The 25,038-nt window shown below is 43.9% G+C and carries 15 protein-coding genes and 1 pseudogene; 12 read left to right on the top strand and 4 right to left on the bottom strand.

Annotated elements, in window-relative coordinates:
- Nucleotides 1–109: 109 nt before the first annotated feature.
- The gene (locus LLW17_RS02740) at nucleotides 110–949 is read right to left on the bottom strand and encodes an SdiA-regulated domain-containing protein (RefSeq protein ID WP_228228741.1); all 840 of its coding nucleotides are present in this window, start codon (nucleotides 947–949) and stop codon (nucleotides 110–112) included.
- 240 nt (nucleotides 950–1,189) lie between these two features.
- Here LLW17_RS02740 and LLW17_RS02745 point away from each other — a divergent pair, with 240 nt between their 5' ends.
- The 11 genes from LLW17_RS02745 (at nucleotide 1,190) to LLW17_RS02795 (ending at nucleotide 19,439) form a co-directional block, all read left to right on the top strand.
- Nucleotides 1,190–2,413, top strand: coding sequence for an MFS transporter (locus LLW17_RS02745; protein WP_228228742.1), 1,224 nt, complete (start codon nucleotides 1,190–1,192; stop codon nucleotides 2,411–2,413).
- A 139-nt stretch (nucleotides 2,414–2,552) separates the two neighbouring features.
- The gene (locus LLW17_RS02750; protein ID WP_228228743.1) at nucleotides 2,553–5,258 is read left to right on the top strand and encodes a helix-turn-helix and ligand-binding sensor domain-containing protein; all 2,706 of its coding nucleotides are present in this window, start codon (nucleotides 2,553–2,555) and stop codon (nucleotides 5,256–5,258) included.
- 226 nt (nucleotides 5,259–5,484) lie between these two features.
- A complete protein-coding gene (locus LLW17_RS02755; protein WP_228228744.1) occupies nucleotides 5,485–8,598 on the top strand; it encodes a SusC/RagA family TonB-linked outer membrane protein in 3,114 nt (1,037 codons plus the stop codon).
- An 11-nt stretch (nucleotides 8,599–8,609) separates the two neighbouring features.
- Nucleotides 8,610–10,031 carry a RagB/SusD family nutrient uptake outer membrane protein gene (locus LLW17_RS02760; protein ID WP_228228745.1) on the top strand — a complete coding sequence of 474 codons (1,422 nt, stop codon included), beginning with the start codon at nucleotides 8,610–8,612 and terminating at the stop codon, nucleotides 10,029–10,031.
- Between the two features lie 14 nt (nucleotides 10,032–10,045).
- Entirely contained in the window at nucleotides 10,046–11,416 is a 1,371-nt protein-coding gene (locus tag LLW17_RS02765; protein ID WP_228228984.1) for a glucoamylase family protein, read from the top strand.
- The gene (locus LLW17_RS02770; protein ID WP_228228746.1) at nucleotides 11,409–12,809 is read left to right on the top strand and encodes a glucoamylase family protein; all 1,401 of its coding nucleotides are present in this window, start codon (nucleotides 11,409–11,411) and stop codon (nucleotides 12,807–12,809) included. The genes LLW17_RS02765 and LLW17_RS02770 overlap by 8 nt, the downstream gene beginning before the upstream one ends.
- 8 nt (nucleotides 12,810–12,817) lie before the next feature.
- Nucleotides 12,818–13,588, top strand: coding sequence for a carboxylesterase family protein (locus LLW17_RS02775; RefSeq protein ID WP_228228747.1), 771 nt, complete (start codon nucleotides 12,818–12,820; stop codon nucleotides 13,586–13,588).
- Nucleotides 13,589–13,680: 92 nt separating this feature from the next.
- Nucleotides 13,681–15,957: a beta-glucosidase BglX gene (gene bglX / locus LLW17_RS02780; protein WP_228228748.1), complete on the top strand. Its 2,277-nt coding sequence runs from the start codon at nucleotides 13,681–13,683 to the stop codon at nucleotides 15,955–15,957.
- A gap of 11 nt (nucleotides 15,958–15,968) precedes the next feature.
- Entirely contained in the window at nucleotides 15,969–16,874 is a 906-nt protein-coding gene (locus LLW17_RS02785) for an alpha/beta hydrolase (protein WP_228228749.1), read from the top strand.
- Nucleotides 16,875–16,877: 3 nt separating this feature from the next.
- Nucleotides 16,878–18,521 (top strand): sulfatase family protein, encoded by a 1,644-nt coding sequence (locus tag LLW17_RS02790; protein ID WP_228228750.1) that lies wholly within the window; start codon nucleotides 16,878–16,880, stop codon nucleotides 18,519–18,521.
- Between the two features lie 78 nt (nucleotides 18,522–18,599).
- The gene (locus LLW17_RS02795) at nucleotides 18,600–19,439 is read left to right on the top strand and encodes an endonuclease/exonuclease/phosphatase family protein (RefSeq protein ID WP_228228751.1); all 840 of its coding nucleotides are present in this window, start codon (nucleotides 18,600–18,602) and stop codon (nucleotides 19,437–19,439) included.
- A gap of 180 nt (nucleotides 19,440–19,619) precedes the next feature.
- Here LLW17_RS02795 and mgrA read toward each other — a convergent pair.
- A pseudogene (gene mgrA, locus LLW17_RS02800) lies at nucleotides 19,620–20,572 on the bottom strand (L-glyceraldehyde 3-phosphate reductase).
- A gap of 190 nt (nucleotides 20,573–20,762) precedes the next feature.
- Here mgrA and LLW17_RS02805 point away from each other — a divergent pair.
- Nucleotides 20,763–23,141 (top strand): S9 family peptidase, encoded by a 2,379-nt coding sequence (locus LLW17_RS02805; RefSeq protein ID WP_228228752.1) that lies wholly within the window; start codon nucleotides 20,763–20,765, stop codon nucleotides 23,139–23,141.
- Nucleotides 23,142–23,158: 17 nt separating this feature from the next.
- Here LLW17_RS02805 and LLW17_RS02810 read toward each other — a convergent pair whose 3' ends face one another.
- Nucleotides 23,159–23,959 carry a DUF1206 domain-containing protein gene (locus LLW17_RS02810; protein ID WP_228228753.1) on the bottom strand — a complete coding sequence of 267 codons (801 nt, stop codon included), beginning with the start codon at nucleotides 23,957–23,959 and terminating at the stop codon, nucleotides 23,159–23,161.
- A 115-nt stretch (nucleotides 23,960–24,074) separates the two neighbouring features.
- Nucleotides 24,075–24,899, bottom strand: a complete 825-nt coding sequence (locus tag LLW17_RS02815; protein ID WP_228228754.1) for a DUF6252 domain-containing protein — start codon at nucleotides 24,897–24,899, stop codon at nucleotides 24,075–24,077.
- Between the last annotated feature and the right edge of the window lie 139 nt (nucleotides 24,900–25,038).

The raw sequence follows: 25,038 nt of genomic DNA on the forward strand, positions 1-25,038 counted from the left end.
TTTACTCACGTACTTCGCAAATAAACCAAATAGCCTCTATTCCTGCCTTATTCCGGGTTTATGTTTTGGTTAAGAAAAGGTTTTGTAATGAACACAAAGCGCTAAAAGTCTATTCAGAAAGCCTGATTTCGACTACGGTTGCCGGTTGCCCATGGCCTTCATTAGAAATAAACAACCTGCCATCAGGGCTAAAGGTTATACCTTCAGGTTGGGGAAAGTGTTTTTCGTCCAGATCAATAACCCGCTTAATGTCACCTGTTGTGTTTAAAATAAGCAGTTTGGGATGCACGCCTTCCAAAACATAAAAAGCTCCGGTTTGCGGATGCACCGCTAAATCTGAAGGTCTGAATGTACGTTGGGTCTTCTTTTCTTTATAGTCTTTGAGCACAGGGTCAAGCATATCAATTTTAAAAAGCTGCTCAGCCTGCATTTTATGGGTATCGAGATCAAAACTGTAAATGCCTTTGACCTGGTCATCGTTGGGATCTTCGTCTTTGGGAGCAAAAAGCAGTTGGTGATTTTGTTTGTCTATCGCAAGGGTTTCTACATTGTTTTTGTGGGAAAGTGTAGACCGGTAGTTTTTTACTTTCGGGTTTTCGTCTAAATACTGCTGAATTTCAAACAGCATGCCGTCACTGCGCATCGCAAATGCGGTGCTTCCGTCCAAAGCAACACCTTCAAAATCGCCGTTTTCGCCAAAAGAAATCTCTTTTTCCAGTTTTTCAGCTTCCAAATCATAGAGGTAAAGCGTTGCGTGCTCATCTTCAACCATCAGAATCTGGTCATTTCCCGCCCAGCTTAGACCGGATACTTCATCCAAAACTCCCGGCAAATCCCAGGTTTTGACAATGGCATAGGGCTTCGGCTTTTCGGCTACAGGTTTAAATGACAGCATTATGCCCGCAAGGATTAGTATCATAAGGATTGAAGTGTCTTGTATTCGTTTCATAGCTTATTATTTTGGTCCGAATCTTTTACCGGAAATCTTGTTATAAACGGGTGATAAAAGGAGCAAAACCTATGCCCTACGAAGCACTAAACCTCTAAAGTTTCTTTAAAATAAAGTCCTAAAGCCGCTATTCGTAGAATCACACCGCATCTCTAAGGCCCCAACATGGTTAATACTCCGCGCCAAAGTGACTCAAACCGGTTCGGGTTTAGTACTTTTACGCTCCAGAAAAAGTCCGTTTTGAAGAACCTACTTCTCTTTCTCAAAAACCATTTTAAATCTGCGAGTTTTGGCTGGGTACTTACCTTTTTATCCAGTTTTGGGCAGACGTTTTTAATCTCGCTTTACGTGCCCGAAGTGCTTAAAACCTTCCGTATTTCTGAAGGTACTTTTGGCAGTATTTATGCTTTGGGAACCGTTATTGCCTCAGTAATTCTGTTAACGGTAGGCCACACCATAGATCATAAACCGCTTAAAAAAGTGGTGTTTTTCAACATTTTGGGACTTATACTTTCGTGCCTTTTACTCAGCTTTTCTCCCTACCACATCAGCCTGCTGATTTTGGCAATGATTGGGCTACGGCTTACCGGACAGGGAATGATGAGTCACATCAGCCAGACCGTGATGTCAAGGTATTTTGGAGAAAACCGGGGTAAAGCCCTGAGTATTGCGGCTCTGGGCTTCCCGATGGGTGAGGCTATTTTTCCCATAATTATTACTTCCATCATACTCGCTTACGGCTTTGAGGTTGCAGCCCAGGCCAGCGCCGGGATGTTATTGATTTATCTGGGATTCCTGTGGTTTAAAGACCTCAGTTATTTTGACCGGAAAGAACAGGTATCCAAACGACCTTCTTTTAAAGTATTGGCTAAGGATTTTGGCGGAATTCTTAAAGACAAACGCTTTATGGTCCTGATGCCTTCTACCTTTGCCCTGGCATTTACCTCAACAGCAATTTTCTTTTATCAATACGTTTTCGTCGAAGAAAAGGGCTGGTCTGTTTCACTCTACGCGGCTTTTTTTACCGGCTATGCCGCAACCCGGTTTTTGATGTCTATTGTAGGTGGAATCTGGGTCGACCGGTTTACTGCCAAACGCCTGTATCGGTATTTTCTGATCCCTCAGGCGCTGGGGCTTCTGCCCTTGGCTTTTATGGACGGCATTGCCGGCGCACTTATTTTTCTCATTCTCACCGGAGTGACTACCGGCCTCGCCGGAACGGTGAAATCTGCCGTACTCGCCGAAGTCTACGGCACCGAAAAACTGGGCGCCGTGAACAGCCTGTTCTCGATGTCTATGATCCTGAGCACCGCTTTGGCACCTTTGCTTATAGGCTATCTCATCGATCAGGGTGTGGCCTTCACGTATCTGATTTTGGTTCTTTTTGGCGTTGTGGTACTGGCAACCTTAAATGCGCAGCGGTTGGGGCAGATTTCACCTACAGCTGTAAAAGATTCAGATTAGTTCTTTAACAGCATTTAAGAACCTAAATCTACTAGACCAACTTGCTTTCCTGTAATTTTACGGTTGAAACGTGCAAAAGCATTAATTACCTTTCCATATGCTGTTAAAACATAAAATATATTGGGTATGCTGCTTTTTTTTGGCCTTAACCACAATGGGTTATGGTCAGAATTTCTTTCCACCGGTAACCAATTACAGTACCCGCGATTATAATGCCGCAAGTCAAAACTGGGGCCTTAGCGCTAATGAAGATGGTGTGTTGTTTGTCGCTAACAATGAAGGTTTACTGCGTTTTGACGGTCAGCGTTGGGAAGTCTTTACGCTGCCTAACCACACCACCATACGCTCTGTTTTTTGCCACGGCGATCGCATCTATACCGGTTCTTATGAAGAGTTTGGGTATTGGACCACCACAGAAACCGGCGATTTACACTATACGTCACTTACTCATCTTATAAACGCGACATTTCAAAATGAAGAATTCTGGCAAATAGGCTCAATTGGCGATACGGTCTACTTCAGGTCTTTTGGAAAATTCTATGTTTTTAACGGTGAAAAAATTGAAGCACACGAGCCCGGTTTTGTCATTACCGCAATGGAGCAGCACGATAATGACTTGTATTTGGGTTCTAATGGGGGTAAGTTATACCGCTTCAGAAATAACAAAATAGACACCTTAACCACAGCAAGGGTTAACCAAAGTGCGATTATAGAACTCAGCAATTTTGATGGAAAAATCCTTGCCGGTACCCGTAGAACCGGAATTTTCGTTTTTGAAAACAATGGCTTGAAGCCCTGGGGAAATGCTGCGCTCACGCAGTTTCTGGAGATCAACGAGCTCAATAAAATACAACCGGTAAATGATGAGCTTTTGATCTTAGGCACTGTAAAGGGAGGTATCGCCTATTACAACACCCGAACTGGAAATCTAAAGAATCATTTCAGACAAAATGGACTGCAAAACAATACCGTGCTCTCGTTACACAAAGCCGGTTCTAAGATCTGGATAGGCCTTGACAATGGTATAGACCTGGTTCTCCCCGATACTGCAGTGCAGTACTTTCTTGATAATACGGGTGAGCTGGGTGCTGTTTACGATCTGGTTTTCTTTAATGGGGCTACCTATGCCGGTACAAATACGGGCGTTCATAAAATTACCGATGCAGGCATCAGTTTCATTCCCGGCTCTCAGGGTCAGGTGTGGAAGTTTACGATTATAAACAACAGGCTTTTTATCAATCACAACCTGGGCTTATTTGAACTTAAAAATGACAAGCTTGATCTGGTTACGGGTAGCTCCGGAAGTTACGGCCTTGTACAAATCCCGCAATCCGGTCAATTCCTTAATTATACCTATAACGGTCTGCGACGGTTTCATTTTGAGAAAAATGAGTTTAAAATGCTTCCTCTGGATGAAAGCAAACCAGGACCGGTAGAAAAAGTATTATTTGAAAACAATCAAAACCTTTGGGCAGCACATCCCTATAAGGGTTTTTACAGGGCAGAGCTTGATTTACCCCGGCAAAAAATATCAAATGTAGAATCTTACTACGATCTGGGGGGACTTTCGGCCTATAAAACACATATTCATCAGATAGAAGGTCAAATCGCCTTTTACAACGCAGGAGAGTGGTATCGTTATAACCGTATAAACGATACACTTGAGAACTTTAAAGAACTCAAAAACTACCATTCCTATGCTTTGATCAATGACCGGGATAGCTTCTACTGGTTCAAAAACCGAAAAGGCAATGGCCTGATTTATACCGATTTTAAACAGGACAGCCTGTATATTGTAGAGCCCTTACTGGAAAGCCGTATTGTAAAAAACTATGAGACAATTATTCAACACAACGACAGTATTTTTTACATCACCCTAAATGAAGGCTTTGGCCGCATCAATCTTGCGAGTCTAAAGGCAGATCACGATCAGAGCAGCGTGCAGGCCCCACTGCTTACCGGCCTTCAAACCGCAGATGAAACTCGGAAAATCACATCAAAAACATTTGAAATCCCATACAAGGAGGCCGCAAACCTCACCGTATTTATCGCTGCGCCTTCCCTGCACGACCCTACTTTTGTTTATGATCTGTCTAACGGTATGAAAGGCCAGTTTAGCAAAGCCCTTTCTTTTCAGAATCTTACTGCAGGAGATTACACCCTCAACATCTGGTCGTTTAATAAGGGAGCAAAAAGTGACCAACCTCTTACCTTAAGTTTTACCGTATTACGACCCTGGTATTTGTCAAACCTGATGCTCTGTATCTATGTCATGTTGCTCCTGGGCGTGGTTGTTCTCATCGCGTATATAAACAGACAAAAACTCAATAAACACCGCAGGGAGTTAGAGCTTAGGCTCATAAAAGAGCAAGATCGTAAAAATCAAATCGCAGAGCGTAATAAGCTGTTGCAGGAAATTAACGCAAAGCGGAAAGAACTTGCGAATACCACCTACCTGGCTGCAAAACGTAACAGCAGCCTCATCGATATAAAAAACGAACTCGAAGAAGTAAAAGAAAAAGGCAGCAATCCCAAAAAGGTATCCAATATTCAAAATAAGATCAATCACATCATTGATGCCAAGGATAACTGGAAGGTTTTTGAAACCACATTTAAAGAAATTAACGACGAGTTCTTTCAAAAACTACTGGAAGACCATCCCGGTTTGAGTTCGAAAGATTTGAAACTTTGTGCCTATTTAAAAATGAATTTGGCTACAAAAGAGATCGCCCCTTTAATGGCAATTTCGGTGAGAGGGGTAGAAATTCAGCGCTATCGTCTGCGTAAAAAGTTGGGCTTAAAAAACGGTAAGAATCTTTCAAAATTTCTTATCAAAAATTACTAGATTCTCATACATCAATAGCTCAAAATTACATTTTCGACTTTCTCAAAACTACATCAAACGCATTTCGCAAACGTTGTAAATTTTAGTTTTAAATATATAAACGCCTTATTTTAAGGTTATTAACATCAATTAATAGTTTGATGTATTTTTTATGTAGTTCGTTTGGATTTTTAGTCTCCTATATTCACACCAGAATTTTAAAAAACCAATTCAAAAAGTAAAGTATATGAAATGTAAAATTAGCTTTTTGCTTGTCCTGAGTCTGTTTTCATTCTCCCTTTCAGCTCAGGAAACCAAGACCATTACGGGTACTATTACAGACACCCGGGATGTGCCTTTACCGGGCGCCGAATTAAAGGTAGTTGACAAAGACACCTACACCGTAACCGACTTTGACGGTAACTTTTCATTAGAAGCCAGCGTAGGTGACCAAATACGTATTACTTATTTAGGTTTCCAATCGCAAACGTTTTCTGTAACTAATGACGATGTGTATAACCTCGCGTTGCAGGATCAAACCAGTGAACTTGACGAAGTCGTTGTAGTAGGTTATGGTAATCAAAAACGATCTGATATAACCGGTGCAATTGTTTCTATCGACAGCGAAGAAATCACCAAACAACCCGCTACTACTGCGATTCAATCAGTACAGGGTAAAGTTGCCGGTGTAAACATTATTGCAAACGATGCGCCGGGTTCTACACCCACTGTTTTAATGCGTGGTCTGGGTACTGCCGAAGGTGGGCGTTCTCCACTTTATATAGTAGACGGTCAGCCACTAAGCGATATTCGCAGCATAAACCCAAACGATATTGAATCTATCGACTTCCTTAAAGGTGCTTCATATGCAAACATCTACGGTATACGAGCTGCAAACGGGGTTATTTTAATTACTACCAAACGAGGTAAAAGTGGTAAGCCCGTATTCTCGTTTGAATCTTACTACGGTGCAAAAACCATTTTAAATCAGGTTAAAATGGCAAATGCAGACCAGTATATTCAATACTTTAATGAGGAAAGCGCTGCAAATGACGGCTTTTTGCTTCAGGAAAATCAGCGTTATGACACAGACTGGTACGACGAATTGCTACAAACCGGCTTAATCAACAACAACAGCTTTTCCGTTTCAGGAGCTTCAGACAATATCGACTATTTCTTGAGCTACAACCTTTTTGAAGAAAAAGGCATTCTGGACGGTCAGAAGTTTAGACGTGGTACTATCAGAAATAACAACACCTACCATTTGTTTAATGACAACTTCAGGATTATTCAAAACCTGAATATTGCCTATACTAATGAAACTCCTAAACCTTTCGGAGCATTCAGTAGTGCTTACAGACAATCTCCTCTCGTACCTGTACGATATGATAACGGCTTATTTGGACAGTCTTTTGTTAACGAGGATACGGGAATAGTAACTTTTGAAAGTGAACCCGGTCAGCGCGTAGGACGATTAAACACACACGCTAACCCGGTATCTCAGGTATTTTTTGAAGACACGTATATCAATACTACCAGTCTTCAGGGTCAAATAGCAACAGAATTAGATATTACAGATGATTTGATGCTGACCACCCGTTTTGCAGCAACAAAATTCTACTCTACAAACCACAGCTTTTCAGACATCAGAGCACAATGGCTTAACGCAGACCCAAGAAGATCTGAAGCCACTTTTGATACGGAAAGAGGTGACCCAAATGGTGATGGCATTGTTTCAACCGAATTTGCAAACAACTCGTACAGCGTAAGCCGTACCGAATCATACCGATGGAATGTGGAAGGCTTTTTGACCTACACCAAAGAAATTGACAAGCATAACATCAGCGCTACTGTTGGATTGAGCCGTGAAAACTATCAGGGAGGTGAGTTTACCTCCTCACAGGGCTACGATGTAAGACCTGAGCGCAACCTGCGCAATTTCGACTTACGAACAGATCGCTTATTTGACGACAGCGTAGGTGGTGACACCTATCAAAGCACCAATTTGCAATCGTATTTTGGCCGTGTAGAATACAACTACGATTCCCGCTATTACCTTCGTGCCGTATTGAGAAGAGATGGAACCAGTGATTTTGTCACCGGTGATAATAACTTCTTTGGCTACTTTCCGGCCTTCAGTTTAGGTTGGACGCTTACTAATGAATCCTTTATGGAAGATAACGGGGTTCTGGATAATTTTAAACTATTTGCAGGTTGGGGTAAACTGGGAAATCAGGCGATTCCTTTCAACGTACAGTCTATCAATTCGGGTGACGGAAGCCGAAACACCAATTACGTTTTTGGTCCTGCTCAAAGCTTAATCATTGGTGCTGCATTGGGAACACCTGCTATTCCACTATCATGGGAGGTGACTGAAGAATTTGAAGTAGGTTTTGATTTTGCGATGCTTAACAGACGTCTTAGTGGTACTATCGACTACTACAACAGAGTAAACACCAATGCAATTCTTAATGTTAGACCTATTCTCAATTCAGAATTCAGTTCTAATTTCTTTGATGAAGCGGCAGAAATTTCCAACTCCGGTTTTGAATTTTTAGTAAACTGGAGAGACCAGATAGGTTCTGATTTTTCATACAATATTGGTCTGAATTTTTCTACAAACGAAAACCGCGTTCAAAATGTTAAGCCTGCTTATGATGGCGCTACAGGTGGAAGTTTAGGAAATGGTCGTATAACCAAACGTCTTGCAGACGGTCAGCCCATTTTTGCCTGGTGGATGTATGAGGCAGACGGCGTATGGCAAACTCAGGAAGAGATTGACAACAATACGTCGATAGGAAATGCCAGACCCGGACACCTGCGTTATGTTGACCAAAATGAAGACGGTGTTATTGACGACCGCGATAAAAAATACTTCGGTTCGTATATCCCAACCTACAATTACGGGGTTAATATTGGCGCAAACTACAAAAGCTTTGACCTGAGTGTTTCCGGTTTTGGTGTAGGTGGTAACAAAGTATATAACGGACTTTACAACACGCGTATAGGTGGTGAAAACATCTCTGCCGAGCAATTCAATAATAGATGGACAGGTCCCGGCTCAACAAATGTAAATCCCGGTGCAGAACGGGATGTCGAGGCTTCTTCCTACTACCTGGAAGACGGTTCGTATTTCCGAATCAATAACATAACACTGGGATATACTCTGCCCGAATTGAGCAATTTTATCAATAGCGCCCGAGTTTATGTGACCTTGCAAAACCCGTTTATGTTTACAAAGTATTCCGGTTTTACTCCAGAATTAAATCAAAGTGGAGTTCCTAACGGGACAACCGGTATTGAGCTTTCTGCATACCCCAATACACGCTCATTTATACTGGGCGCCAATTTCAAACTCTAAAAAATAAAGCGATGAATAAAACATTTAAACATATAATACTCACGCTTTTTGCAGGCATGCTGCTTGTTAACTGCGACAATTTTGTAGAAGAAGTAGAGGTTGTTGATCCCGTAGCTGATGACAGTGAAGATTTTGAACCTGTAAATTTCCTTACCGGTGTTTATGGAATGCATACTGACTTTTCCTATGCCTTTTCGTATTTAGGAATTACCGAAATGATTTCCGACAATTCAGATAAAGGGAGTTCTCCTACAGACACGGGAACAGACAAACGGGAACTGGATAACCTCAATCATACAACCTCATCTGTTTCTGTACGGGCAATGTGGACCCAATGGTACAAAACTATTGGGCGTGCACGACAGGCAATCGAGCTTACCGAACTTTATGAGGGTCCCACAAGTGCTCCTAAAGAGCGCATCATTGCCGAAGCTAAATTTTTGCGTGCGCTCAATTACTTTTGGCTGGTACGTTCGTTTGGTGACGTACCTATTCAAAGCATAGATCTGGTAGAGCGCGCTTCGGTTGAAGAGGTATATGCCTATATTGAGCAGGATCTTACTGAAGCAATTGCCGACCTGCCTTTAAAAAATGACTATGCATCTTCAGATATAGGTCGTGCAACAAAAGGTTCTGCTCAGGGTTTATTAGCTAAGGTTTACCTCTATCAGGAAAAATGGCAACAGGCAGCAGATATGGCAAATAACCTAATCACGTCCAATCAATACGATCTGGAGCCAGATTATGCTACCATCTGGAGAGAATCTACCGAAAATGGTCCTGAGTCGGTTTTTGAAATTCAGGCTCGTGGTGAAATCCCGCAACACGGGGTTCAACAGTATTCTCAAACTCAGGGAGCTCGCGGACCCAGCGGATGGGGATGGGGTTTCAACTCACCTTCAAAAAATCTGGAGGATGCCTTCAATGCCGAAGGAGATGTTATACGTCGTGATGCTACCATTATTTTTGCAGGCGAAACACTTTGGGATGGCAGAGTAGTAAGCACCAGTGTTGAAAATCCGCGTTATAGCGAAAAAGCCTATTCTTCTGCAAACGCAGGGCAAGGTGATGGAGATAAGAACATTCGCGTTTTACGTTTTGCCGAAATTCTATTAATACGCGCTGAAGCCTTAAACGAGTTGGGACAGTCTGCTGCTGCTCTTACTCCTTTAAACCGGGTACGCAGCCGTGTAAATTTACCTGCGGTAACCACCACAGATCAGGCTCAGCTTAGACGCGCCATCTGGAAAGAGCGTCGTCTGGAACTCGCTATGGAGCACGACCGCTGGTTTGATCTTATTCGCACAGGACAAGCCAAAGAAGCCATGGCTGCTGACGGAAAAACTTTTATAGAAGGTAAGCACGAAGTGTTCCCCATACCTAACGATCAACTCGTTCAAACACCATCAATGAGACAAAACCCGGGATGGTAATGATGAAAAAGCACATGCGTTTATTTTTAGTTGGATTGATTCTTCTATCCCTGCCAGGATGTAAAGAATCGCAAACAGAGAATCAGAATCAGGAGGTCGCTAAGGCGACTTCCGATTCGATTTCTGACGAAGCCCTTTTAGATTCGGTACAAAAACAAACCATCAATTATTTTTGGGATGGTGCCAACCCAGACTCTGGTCTTGCTCCTGAGCGTATTCATATGGATGGCATTTACCCGTCTAATGATAAAAACGTGGTTACCATAGGTGGTACCGGTTTTGGTTTTATGGCTATACTGGCAGGCGTGGAACGGGGATTTATCCCAAAAGATTCGGCACTAGTACGCTTTCAAAAAATGGTCAACTTTCTGGAGCAGGCAGATCGGTTTCACGGCGCCTGGCCACATTGGCTTGATGGTTCCACAGGAAAGGTTAAACCTTTCAGCAAAAACGATGACGGAGGTGACCTGGTAGAAACCGCTTTTTTGGTACAGGGAATGTTAGCTGTAGCTGAATACTATCGTGACGGTAATGAGGCCGAACAGGCTTTAGCAAACCAGATTGATACGCTTTGGCAGGAAGTAGAATGGGATTGGTACACGCAGGGCAAAGATGTATTGTACTGGCACTGGTCTCCTAATGTAGGCTGGAAGATGAACTTCCCCGTTGGGGGTTACAACGAGGCATTAATTATGTATGTACTTGCGGCCGCATCGCCCACACATTCCATTTCTAAAGATGTTTATGAAAAGGGCTGGGCATTAAATGGCAAAATCGCACAGGATACAACCGCTTATGGTATGCGTACGGTTCTCAATCACTTTGAACACAATGATGAGGCTATTGTAGGCCCATTGTTTTGGGCGCATTATTCCTATTTGGGATTAAATCCAAAAGGATTGTCTGATCAGTACGGAGATTATTGGAAATTGAACGTAAATCACGCTAAAATTCAATATGAATATGCTGTCGAAAACCCCGAAAACTACAAGGGCTACGGTCCTAATTTATGGGGTCTGACGTCCAGTTATTCTATAAATGGTTATGCAGGTCACCGCCCCGGCGAAGACCTGGGTGTTATTTCCCCGACCGCCGCTTTATCCTCGATGCCTTACACCCCTAAAGAAAGTCAGGCATTTTTGCGTCATCTCTATACCGATCTTCCGCAATACATTGGGGAGTACGGTCCTTATGATGCATTCAGCTTACAGGACGACTGGTATTTACCACGCTACCTGGCGATTGATCAGGGACCCATTCCGGTAATGATTGAAAATTACCGGAGCGGCCTGCTCTGGGAGTTGTTTATGAAAAATGAAGATGTCTTAAACGGACTCAGAAAGCTCGGATTTGAAAGTCCGTATCTAAAATCTCAAAATGATTAAATACGTATTTCTAATACTAAGCATTATACCTATTTGGAGTTGCTCCAGTGACAGCCCCGATCCTGTAGCTGAACCGCCGGAGGAAAATCCGGATGGAGGCAATGGTGGTGGTAATCCCGAGCCGGAGCCCCAACTTACTGATGCCGAATTACTAGATCTTACGCAAAGCGAAACCTTTAAATACTTTTGGGATTATGCCAATGCAGAATCTGGGGCCGCAAAAGAACGCTACATTCCTGCAAATCCTACCCGGGATCAGCAAGTAGTTGCTTCTGGGGGTACCGGTTTTGGATTGATGGGAATTCTGGTTGGGATTGAACGTAATTTCGTTTCAAGAACCGAAGGCTTCAACCGGCTTTCAAAAATTATCAATTTCCTCGAAACAGCAGACCGCTTTCACGGCGCCTGGCCACATTGGATCAATGGTGCTACCGGAGATGTTATCCCTTTCAGTACACTTGATGATGGCGCTGACCTGGTGGAAACTTCATTTGTAGCTCAGGGGCTTATCACCGTAGGCGAATATTTTAAAAACGGCTCTCCTGAAGAACAGGCTCTTGTTCAAAAAGCCTTTGACCTGGTTGACGGGATTGAATGGAACTGGTTTACCAAAGGTGAAAATGTACTGTATTGGCATTGGAGCCCGGAGAATGAATTTGCGATCAACCTGAGACTGCAAGGGTACAATGAGACCTTAATAACCTATGTGATGGCAGCGGCGTCCAAAGACTTTTCTATTGATGCGGAAATTTACAATCAGGGTTGGGCGCAAAATGGCGGTATTAAATCTTCGGCAGTGGCCTACGCTTACCCGCTTGAAGTGCGACACGCGGGCGAAGAGCAAACCGGTGGTCCCCTTTTTTGGGCGCATTACTCCTATTTAGGTCTTAATCCATTTGGCTTATCTGATGCCTATGTAAATTATGAGACCGCAACCGTTAATCACGCTTTGAGCAATTATGCATATTGTGTTGAGAACCCCAAGAACTGGCCGGGTTATGCTTCCAATCTCTGGGGTCTGACTGCCAGTTATACCATTAATGCAGATGGAAGTCTGGGATATATCGCCCACAGTCCGGGTAATGATACCGGTGTCATTACGCCAACAGCTGCGCTGAGTTCATTCCCCTACACTCCTGAAAAATCAATGGCTGCTTTGCGCAGATTTTATGAACTGAAAAATATTTTACTGGGTCCGGCAGGCTTTTATGATGCCTTCAGCCCGGTTCAAAACTATGAAGTGGCCGAAGCCTATCTGGCTATTGATCAGGGCCCCATTCTCGTTATGATTGAAAATTACCGAAGCGGTCTGCTCTGGAAACTGTTTATGCAAAATGAGCGCGTACAGGCCGGTCTTGACAAACTTAATTTTAACTACACTATTCCTAAGTAACAATGAATATGCGTTTATCACTATTTGCCCTCATACTTTTTACCTCAGCCGCAATGCTGGCACAGGAAAATTTTGAACGCGCTGTTTACCACAAAGCTGATGACAGTTTGCAGTATCGTATACAATACCCGGTCAATTACGAGGCCGGAAAAAAGTATCCTTTAGTATTGTTTCTACACGGTGCAGGTGAGCGCGGTTCAGATAATGAAAGCCAGTTGGTACACGGCTCTAAAGTATTTGCAGATTCCGGTAACCGCAATGCGTTCCCGGCAATTGTGATTTTTCCGCAGTGTCCTAAAGATTCGTACTGGGCCAATGTTGATGTAGACCGAAGCACGTATCCCATCGGGATTACCTTTCATCCGGATCAAAAGCCTACGCCTCATTTGCAAATGGCCGCAGATTTGGTCAATTCGTTTATTAAAGACGGAAAAGCAGATCCTTCACGAGTGTATATCGCAGGGCTCTCTATGGGCGGAATGGGCACTTACGAAATGGTGCAACGCAACCCCGAAACATTCGCTGCAGCCATTGCAATTTGCGGTGCCGGAAGCACCAGCGAAGTACCAAACTATGCGCTAAATACCCCTTTTTGGGTTATTCACGGTGCTGAAGATAATGTGGTAAACCCCATTCATTCGCTAGAGATGGCACAGGCCATGCTTGAAGCGGGAGCTAAACCCCGGGTTACCGTGTATGAAGACGCCAATCACAACAGTTGGGATCCGGCTTTTGCCGAGCCTGATTTTCTGTTGTGGCTTTTTAGTCACACCAAATAAAAACTGAAGTTAAAAGCCTGTAACGGGCAATTAAGTCAAAACCCACGAAACTACTAAAACACAGATTTTCGGTGGGTAACAAAATTCTAAATATGAAAAGTATTCGTTCCAGATTTCTAATTATCGGTCTGCTTTGTCTTGCCACTACTGTATTTGCCCAAAAAAGACAGGCTATTCCTGAAGTAGAAGCCCTTTTAAAAAAAATGACCCTTGAAGAAAAAATAGGTCAGCTTAACTTACTCACTCCCGGTGGTGGTGTCGCAACAGGCTCGGTGGTGAGTAAAAATGTAGAAGATAAAATAAAGTCCGGCAACGTGGGCGGTTTGTTTGGGGTTGCAGGACCTGAAAAAATCAGACAGGCGCAGGAACTGGCGGTAAAAAATACACGTCTGGGCATTCCGCTGCTTATAGGTTCTGATGTCATTCACGGGTATAAAACCACATTTCCTATTCCGTTGGGACTGTCAAGCAGCTGGGATATGGAGCTGATAAAGAAAACAGCTCAGATTGCTGCTCAGGAAGCCACTGCAGACGGGATAAACTGGAACTTTTCACCTATGGTTGACATAGCCCGAGATCCGCGCTGGGGGCGTATTGCCGAAGGTGCCGGGGAAGACCCATATCTGGGTTCTCAAATCGCAAAAGCAATGGTGCAAGGTTACCAACAGGAAGATCTTACCGCCGAAAATACGATGATCGCCACCGTAAAACATTTTGCACTCTATGGCGCTTCAGAAGGTGGCCGTGATTACAACACCACCGATATGAGCCGGGTTAAAATGTTTAACGAATACCTACCTCCTTACAAAGCCGCTATTGATGCAGGTGCCGAGAGTGTCATGAGTTCGTTTAACGACGTTGATGGTGTGCCCGCAAGTGGCAACAAATGGTTACTCACAACCCTACTTCGCGACCGCTGGGGCTTTGACGGTTTTGTAGTTTCAGATTATACTTCGGTGAACGAAATGATCGCGCATGGTATGGGTGATTTACAGGCCGTATCTGCGCTTTCCATCAATGCCGGACTGGATATGGATATGGTAGGCGAAGGTTTCTTAACGACCCTTAAAAAGTCGGTTGAAGAAGGTAAGGTTACAGAGGAAACGATTACTCAGGCCTGTCGTCGCATTCTGGAGGCTAAATATCGATTGGGTCTGTTTCAAGATCCCTATAAATATTCCGATTCTAAAAGACCGCAACGCGATATTCTAACCGATGCAAACAAGGCTATTGCCCGCGAGGCAGCACGTAAGTCTTTCGTTTTACTTAAGAATGAAAACAATACGCTTCCGCTAGCTAAAAATGCTAAAATCGCACTTGTTGGTCCGCTGGCAGACAGTAAAAACAATATGCTGGGTACCTGGGCACCTACCGGTAACCCTCAACTTTCAGTATCTATCTTAACCGGATTCAAAAATGTAGCTCCACAGGCTGAGATTACCTATGCTAAAGGTGCCAACATCTCTAATGATTCCGCATTCGCGAAAAAAGTAAACGTCTTTGGTCCGCGAATTGAAATCTCAGAAGAAAGTCCAGAAGGTCTTTTAGCGGAAGCACTTCTTGCTGCAAAAAATGCTGATGTAGTTGTTGCTGTGGTCGGTGAAGCCACCGAAATGAGTGGTGAAGCCGGGAGCCGTACAGACATCAGCATCCCTGACAGTCAGAAGCATTTAATTCGTCAACTCGTAAAAACCGGAAAACCGTTAGTGCTTGTTTTGATGAGTGGCCGCCCGCTGGTCATCACCGAAGAAATGGACCTTCCCGTAAGCATTTTACAGGTTTGGCATCCCGGTATTGAGGCCGGTAATGCCGTTGCAGATGTGGTTTTTGGAGATTACAATCCTTCCGGAAAACTTACAGCAAGCTGGCCGCGTAACGTAGGACAAATCCCTGTATATCACAGTATGAAAAACACCGGTCGCCCTGCTCCTTCTGCTGAATTTGAGAAGTTTAAATCACAATATCTGGATTCGCCCAATGCGCCTTTGCTTCCGTTTGGTTATGGCTTAAGCTATACTTCTTTTGAGTATGGAAAACTTTCATTAGCTAAAAAAGAAATCAATTCCGGTGAATCTTTGGAGGTACAGGTTGATGTGACCAATACCGGTGATCACGACGGTGAGGAAGTAGTGCAATTATACCTGCACGATGTAGTACGTAGCCTTACGCCACCGGTACGAACACTTAAAGGCTTTGAAAAGGTATTTTTAAAGAAGGGAGAAACCAAAACGGTTACGCTAACTTTAGAACCCGACGATCTCAAATTTTACGACGGGGCGCTTGATTTTGTAGCTGAGCCGGGAGAATTTGAAATCTTTGTGGGTGGAAACAGCAATGCTACCTTAAAAGAAGCCTTTACGCTTAACTAAAATTAGCCAAGATGATACGCCAAATCTGCATATTCGCAACACTCATTTTTTCAGTCTTTACTCTGGGAGCCCAACAAAAATACGTAGGTCAGGTCTATGCAGATTTGGTAAAATCTACACACACCTATGCCGATACCTTAAAGCTTGATTTTTATACAGCAACGCAAAATCGAAATGACAACTCACGCCCTTTGATTGTGCTGGTTCACGGTGGTGGTTTTTCGGGAGGGAAACGCGATAACGCTCAGGAAACCGAATTTTCACAAACTATGGCCGCTAAGGGATACGCAGTAGCTTCTATAAGCTATCACCTAACCCGCAAGGGCAAAGGGACGGGTTTTGGTTGTGATTGCCCGGCTTCCGAAAAACTGGAAACTTTTAAACAAACCACAACCGATATTTTAGACGCAGTAGGTTATCTTAAATCAAATCCGAATTTTAGTTTTGATCCTGAAAAAATCATTCTTGCCGGGAGCAGCGCCGGTGCAGAAGGTATTTTAAACACCGCGTATATGGCGCAACATCCCGATTTTAAGGATTTGGGCAATTACCCCAAAATAGCTGCAGTGGTATCTTTTGCAGGAGCTGTGGTAGATGCCCGGTACATTACTTCAGAAAATGCAGTTCCGGGTTTCTTTATTCACGGCGATGCAGATAATTTGGTTCCTTATTCCAGTGACCCGCATCATTTTTGTAAGTACGGAAGTCCCGGCTTTTTGCCTTTAGATGGTGATGCGTTTATCGCAGCAAAGCTGAAAGAGCTCAATGCATCCTACACTTTGCTTAGCGCACCGGGAGGCAATCACGACTGGGCCGGCTTAGGCTATACCTACACCACTCAAATTGCTGTATTTCTAAATGCAGTAATTCACGAACAACAGCTTATTCAGCACGAGGAATCTGTTGAAAAACAATAACCAATGAAAACCGCTTTTCCCATTTTACTCCTGCTACTCGCATTTCTATCCTGCAAGGAAGAAAACAAAAAAACAGAGGTCGCTGAGGCACAGCCCAAAAAGCCCAATATTATTTTCATTATGTCTGACGATCACGCGTTTCAGGCAATAAGTGCATACGGGCATCCCGTGAGTGAGTTGGCTCCTACTCCTAACATTGACCGTATTGCCACTAACGGCATGCGTATGGACCGGGCTTATGTGACCAACTCTATTTGCGGCCCAAGCCGGGCGGTGATTTTGACCGGTAAACACAGCCACATCAATGGTTTTCGGCAAAACGGGGATCGCTTTGATGGCGACCAGCCTACCTTGCCCAAAAAATTACAGGAACTGGGATACACCACCGCGATTCTGGGCAAATGGCATTTGCACGGCTATCCGCAGGGATTTGACTACTGGAATATTATTAAAGACCAGGGCAATTACTACAATCCGGACTTTATAAAAGAAGGGGACACGAGCCGCGTAATGGGTTATGCTACAGACCTCATTACGCAAGATGCATTAAACTGGCTCGATACCCAGCGTGACACTACAAAGCCGTTCTTTATGATGGTGCATCACAAGGCCCCGCACCGCAACTGGATGCCGGCATTAAGACACACAACAAAGTACGACTCGGTCACTTTCCCCTTGCCAGACACCTATTTTACAGATCACGCCGGTTCGCAGGCTTCTCAGGAGCAATTGCAAACGGTTTATAAAGATATGTATGAAGGTCACGATCTGAAAATGACCAAAGAATTAGGCAGCCCTGAATTGGCTCACAATCCCTGGACTACCGATTTTGAACGGATGACACCTCAACAGCGCGAAGCATGGGATACTGCTTACCAACCCAAAAACGATGCTTTTCATAAGGCCGATCTGCACGGCAAAGCACTTGACGAGTGGAAAGGTCAGCGCTATTTACGCGATTATATGGCGACTATTGCTGCTGTAGATGAAGGCGTAGGCCAGATTCTTGATTACCTCGAAGCTCATAATCTGGATGAAAACACTATTATGGTTTATACTTCAGATCAGGGATTTTATCTGGGTGAAAAGGGATTTTTTGACAAGCGGTTTATGTATGAAGAGTCGTATCGCACTCCGCTTCTGGTACAATACCCCAAAGCAATCAAAGCAGGAAGCCACAGTGAAGCTCTGGTACAAAACCTGGATTTTGCGCAAACCTTTTTAGATTACGCTCAGGGTGATTCTCTGGCTGTGGACATGCAGGGGCAATCACTTCGGCCGGTGCTTGAGCAGCAACTAGCGGATACCGATTTTAAAGAGGTATTGTACTATCATTATTACGACTTTCCGGCGTTTCATATGGTCAAAAAGCATTATGGCGTAAGTACCAGGCGCTATAAACTGATGCATATTTACGATGACATAGACACCTGGGAATTTTACGATCTGGAAAGTGATCCGCAGGAAATTCAGAATAAAATTGATGACCCTGCGTATTCTGAAATCATTGCAGGTTTACACAAAAAGCTAGACTCAATTCAGGAAGCCTACGGTGTTACGTCAAAAGAATTTGAGCAGGCTCCACAAAAACAGGTGGAGCAAGCCTATAAAAACTTTGAACGTCTTCGCGGTACGCCAATGCAATAGCTTAATACAGGCTTAACCCCAAATCGTGATGCCATTTTCCAGCTTTGACTTATTTTTCGATTTTAAAAACACCTTAATATGAAGTTTCCCGCTTTCCTCCTTTTTGCATTTTTTGGTCTAAATCTTTTACCGGCTCAGGAACTCAGTCTGATGACCTACAACATCAGGATGGCTACAGAGTCTGACGGAGACAACGCCTGGAGTAAGCGCAAGGAATTTCTTACCGCGCAGGTACTTTTTTATGCTCCCGATGTAATGGGCGTACAGGAAGCTCTACCCGAACAAATGCAGTATTTGGGCGAAAACCTTACCGGTTACAAACACGTGGGAGTAGGTCGTGAAGGCGAAAACAAAGGCGAATTTTCCGCGATTTTTTACAATGCGGAAAAACTGGAACTCATAGCAAGTAATACCTTTTGGCTCTCAACTACACCGGAAGAAATCTCTACCGGCTGGGACGCCGCGCTACCTCGAATTTGCACTTATGCCTTGTTTGAAATCAAAGAAACCGCTGCCCGCTTTTATGTCTTCAATACGCATTTCGATCACGTAGGAGTTGAAGCCCGTAAATACAGCGCCCAATTAATACTTGACCAGATACGCGAAATCAACAGCCTGAATTATCCGGTTTTTGTCACCGGCGACTTTAATCTGGAACCCGATTCTGAACCTATTGCTGTTTTAGAAACACAATTAAAAGACACCTTTAAAGCGAGTTTAAGCGGTTCTTTTGGCCCCGAAGGCACTTTTAACGGTTTTGATTTTGACCAACCCGTAACCCGCCGCATCGACTATATTTTTGTGGGTAAAACGAGTCCGGTTAAAGTATTGAAACACGCCACACTAAGCGATTCTAAAAATCTCAACTACGCTTCAGACCATTTGCCGGTTTATACTTTAGTAGAAATTCAGCCCTAAAAATGGAGATTACAGCATAAAAATTAAAAAAGTAATGCTATTTTTGTCCTTCATTCAGAAAACAATCCGGTGCTGCCGGTCCTTATAAAGAAGTTGTGTTGTCTTCCGGCAACGGAAGACTGGTTTTGTAGTGAAACCTTTGAGAAGCTTTTCCACCTTAGGCGGAGAGGCTTTTTTGTTTCAGGAACCTAAAATTTCTTCTATGTGTTTCAATTCGCCTTCTGAAAATGCCAGGTTATGCAGCGCATTCAGATTATTGTGCAATTGTTCTACTTTACTCACTCCCACCAGTACTGAAGTCACACGCATATCTTTTAGCAGCCAGCTAATCGCCATTTGAGCAAGACTCTGAACGCGATCCCGGGCAATGCTGTTCAGTTTTTCAACTTTATACAAGAGCTCTGGTGTAATGCGATCTTCAGAAAGGTATACCGAATTTGCCGCACGCGAATCTTTTGGAATTCCGTTGAGATACTTATCGGTAAGCAGACCCTGTTGCAAAGGTGAAAAGACCACACTGCCCAGACCGGTATCTTCTAACGCATCAAGCAAACCATCTTCAACCCAGCGATCAAACATATTGTACCGTGGTTGATGCACCAGAAACGGAGTACCCATTTGCTTCAATAAGGCTGCGGCTTTCCGCGTACGCGCTGCGTCATAATTGGAAACTCCTACATAGAGTGCCTTCCCCGAACGTACAAGCTGATCCAGCGCACTCACGGTTTCTTCTAAGGGTGTTTCAGGATCAGGACGATGATGGTAAAAAACATCTACGTAGTCAAGACCCATTCGCTTTAAAGACTGGTCACAGCTCGAAATCAAATATTTCCGGGAGCCCCAATTCCCATAAGGTCCGGGCCACATGTCGTAACCGGCTTTTGAAGAAATAATCAACTCATCCCGATAGGGCTTAAAATCTTCCCGATATAAACGTCCAAAATTGGTTTCTGCCGCACCATAAGGAGGTCCGTAATTATTAGCCAGATCAAAAGGGTTATGCCTTTATCAAATGCGGTTCTAAGTAGTAATCTTCCGTTAGTTAAATCTGCTGTATCTCCGAAGTTATGCCACAGCCCCAGCGAAATCATTGGGAGTTTGATTCCACTTACTCCACAGCGACGGTACTGCATGGTTTCGTAGCGCTCTTCTGCCGCAGTATATTTTTTAACGGTGTTCATAGGTATTAGATCAATTGGATTAATGACTAAAAATAAACATTTCAGCCCGGTTCTAATTTAATTTAAATCTTCGCGGCTTATTTTGATTTGAAACTTTGAATATTTGGTAACTTCAAAGCTTTAAATTTTAGTTTCAGTTCTTATGATCCGAGTACACCGCCTTCAGATTTTCTTAGTTGCATTTATGGGTATGTATACAGTCCTTTCTGCGCAAACCTCAAGCCTTTCCGTAGAAAAAATAATGCAGGACCCCAAGTGGATGGGTACGTTCCCCGAAAATGTAAACTGGGATACGCAAAGCAAAACCATCTATTTTGACTATAATCCCGAAGGAAACCCTGCAGACAGTCTTTATAAGATCAGTATCAATAATCCGGATAAGATTGAAAAAGTAAATCTGGCGGAGCGCAAGGCGATGCCGGGCCGTTATGGTACCTGGAATACCGCTCACACCAAAAAATTATACACCGAAGATGGCGCGCTTTGGGTTTACGACCTTAAGAACGACCGCCCCAAAGAACTTATTGATCTGGGAGGTCGCATTGGCAATTACACGTTTCTGGCAGACGAAAGTCAAATTGCTTTTGAATACGATAACAATGCCTATGTTTTGGATACCAAAACGGGAACGCTAAGCAAAATCACCAACATCAGGGAAGGCAAGGCTCCTGAAGACAGAGCCAAAAAACTATCGGAAAAAGACCAGTGGCTCAAGGATGAGAATTTAAGCCTGCTTCAAATTGTACGCGAACGGGAAGAGCAGGATTCGATCTCTAAAGCCTACCGCGAAATGACGGCAGATCCTGATCCCTATACCTTTTACGCCGGGGATGAGTCGGTTAGCGGCCTACAGGTGAGTCCTAAAGCGGATTTTGTGACGATTATGCTGATGCAGCGTGATCGGGGCGAAAGCACCAACGTACCCAATTATGTAGATGCCAGCGGCTATACACAGGATTTGCGGGCGCGCAGCAAAGTAGGTGACGATAACACCGAAAATTCCCTTGCCATTTACAACATCAAAAAAGACACGGTTTATAAGGTAGATACCTCAAAACTCCCCGGAATCACAGACCTTCCCGATTATACAAGCGATTATCCTGACCGCGAGTGGGAAGAAAAAGAACGCGATGTCATCATCTCACAGGCTGTATTTTCAGACGACGGCAGCAAGGCTATTGTGAACATTCGATCTAAAGACAACAAAGACCGGTGGATTGCTTTCCTCAACCTCGAAGACGGAAGCCTCCAAACCCTCGATCGCCAGCGTGACGAAGCCTGGATTGCCGGACCCGGAATCGGCTGGTCTTTTGGCGGCGGAACTCTGGGCTGGGTACCGGATAACAAGCATATTTACTTTCAGTCTGAGGCCAGCGGCTATTCACACCTCTACCTGCTTGACGTTACTACCGGAACCAAAAAAGCCCTGACCGAAGGGGAATACGAGGTTTTTGATCCGTTTTTGTCTAAGGATAAAAAATCCTGGTTTTTAACTACTTCAGAAGTAGATCCCGGCGAGCGCCATTTCTACACCATGCCGGTTATGGGCGGAAAAATGGAAAAACTCACATCGATGCCCGGCAATAACGAAGTGAGCCTGTCACCTGACGAAAAATATATGGCGATTCGTCATTCGTATAGCAACAAGCCCTGGGAATTATACCTGAAGAAAACCGGTTCAAAAGCCGAAGCCAAACAGCTTACCTCAGGCCAGTCTGAAGCTTTTAAAAGTTACACCTGGCGCGTACCGCAAAACATCAGATTTAAAGCTGAAGACGGAGCGATGGTTCCGGCAAGACTGTATGTTCCGGATGCTTCGGTAAAAAACAACGCTGCTATAGTATTTGTACACGGAGCCGGCTATCTCCAAAACGCCCACAAATGGTGGTCCAGCTATTTTAGAGAATATATGTTCAACAATATGCTCACCGATCTGGGATACACCGTAATTGATATTGATTACCGCGCCAGCTCAGGTTATGGCCGCGACTGGAGGACAGGTATTTACCGTCATATGGGCGGAAAAGATTTGTCTGATCAGGTTGATGGGGTGAAATACCTTATTGAGAACTACGATATTGATCCTGATAAAGTAGGGATTTATGGCGGAAGCTATGGCGGTTTTATTACCCTTATGGCCTTATTCACCGAAGCTGATACGTTTAAGGCCGGTGCTGCTTTGCGTTCGGTGACAGACTGGGCGCATTACAACCACGGCTATACGGCAAATATTCTTAACGAACCCACCCAGGACCCCATCGCGTACAAACGCTCCTCGCCTATTTATTTCGCCGAAGGCTTAAAAGGTGATTTACTCATAGAGCACGGAATGGTAGATACCAACGTGCATTTTCAGGATGTGGTAAGGCTTACTCAACGCCTGATCGAGTTAGGAAAAGACAACTGGGAACTTGCAGTTTACCCGGTAGAGGATCACAGTTTTATAGAAGCCAGCAGCTGGACCGATGAGTACAAGCGTATTCTGAAGCTTTTTAATGAGAGTCTTTTAGGTATAAAATAACAATCTACAACCCCGGGCTAGTGTCTGGGGTTTTTTCTAAAGGTCTGGAGATTTCGATAGCGTACTTCAACAAAAACGTAGCAAGCATAAATAATAAAACCCAGGGCAATTACACCAAGTGTCCAGTTGCCAAATAAATATTCCATAACCGAGAAGGCAGCTTCTTTATTGGTATCCTCCAGATCCCGATTGGTAAAAGCCGAGTCCCACAATAAAAACGAAGCGATACCCAGGGTAATGCCACGGGAAGCATAGCCTGTCATTCCGCAGATTAAAATGAGGTTTTTGTAAAGCGGATTTAGGTTTTCAATCCTTATGGTTTTGGCAAACTTTCGGGAAATGGCGATGTAAAACTCATTTAATGTGGCGCCGAGCATACCTACTGCGATAGCCATGATCGTGTATTTACCCAGATCAGATTGAATAAGTTGTTGCATATCGGTCTCCTTCAGCCAGGATGATGTTTCCGGATTTAAAGCAACAAACAGGGCACTCACAGCCAGAAAAGCGTAAACCAGTCCGCCAAAACCAAAACCAATTCGTTCTGCGATTCCGGTTAAATCATTTCCGAACTCACGGCGATCTGCGATACTTTCAAAAACACGCCAAAACACATAACCCGATAAGGCTATAGCCCATAAAATGAGCAGGGCTCTGCCTAAAGTGTTCCCGGCTAAGAAATTCATCAGCGTAAAACTTCCGGCCTTAAACCCACCCAGATTGAATGCAGCCATTGAAGTAAAAACGCCAATAGCCAAAAAAAGCACAGCCTTTGCAAAAAGACCTGCACGGGCAAAAAAAAGAAATTTCGTATTCAAGCGGTCGTTGGGTGTGATGCGATTAAAAAGCTAAACTACTCAACCCTAACCTAAAAGATTGATAAAGAAGTGTTATTTAGGAAAAGGAAAATTGAAAAACCTCAATAAGCCGGTTTTAGTAATTAAATCCAAAAAAACCATCGGTAATCTGAACGGTAGCCGCACCCTGAGCTGTAAACTGAAAGGTTCCGCCAACAGATTTTTGAGCAATGTTGTTAGAAATTATAGTAACCGTGCCCGACTGCACCTGAGGATTGAATGCTCCCGAAATGTAAGAAGCCTGATAGGGGCTGTTCACATTAAAATCGGTTAGGTCATAAATCCCGGGCTCTATATTTCGCGGAAAGCGCAAACGAACGATCACCGAGTTTGTGCTACCCACCCCGATGATGATCCCGTTAGCTTCAGAAGAATAGCTCACTTCAGGCGTAAAGGGATTCCCCTGAATTTTACAGCCAAAAGCGCTCTCCACAACCGGAAGAATTACAGGTGGTGGTGGTTCTTTAAGAAAAGGTACCTCGTAAAAATAACCCCGTGTAAAATAGACTTCAGTATCATCTGCAGGTGCTACAGCCCTAAACCGAAACGAACCGGTATACAAACTATCATCAATGCGCTCAACCACAACCTCACCTTCGCCGTCAAAACGGGTACTGTATTGCTTGCCATCTGCCTCGTAAAAATCGGCTATGGCGGCAGAGCCTGCACTAAGATCAAATACTCCGGTCCCGTAAGCCGGCAACTTAAGATCTACACGCTCGCCGTTGAGACTTCCTGAGATGATTACCTCATTTGCATCGGTTAGTTGAGCGCGGGTACCCACAGCCTTAAAAAAAAGGGTGTCTTTAATACCTTGAAATGCAGGGGTATTGAAGGTGACGTCATCTGCACAGGATACCAACAACAGACTCAAAATAGCAAAAAGAAAAGGCCTGATCATCAACAATGTAATTAAGGGACTGCAAATTACTAATTTTACGGGCTTTAAACGCATTGACAAACAGAAAATTGTAGTATATTTGCGCCCTCAATAAAGAGAGCAATCTGCTTAACGTTAGGCAGAGGGCTTATTTTTAAAT

The sequence above is a fragment of the Leeuwenhoekiella parthenopeia genome (assembly GCF_020782115.1).
GTDB classification, from domain to species: domain Bacteria; phylum Bacteroidota; class Bacteroidia; order Flavobacteriales; family Flavobacteriaceae; genus Leeuwenhoekiella; species Leeuwenhoekiella parthenopeia.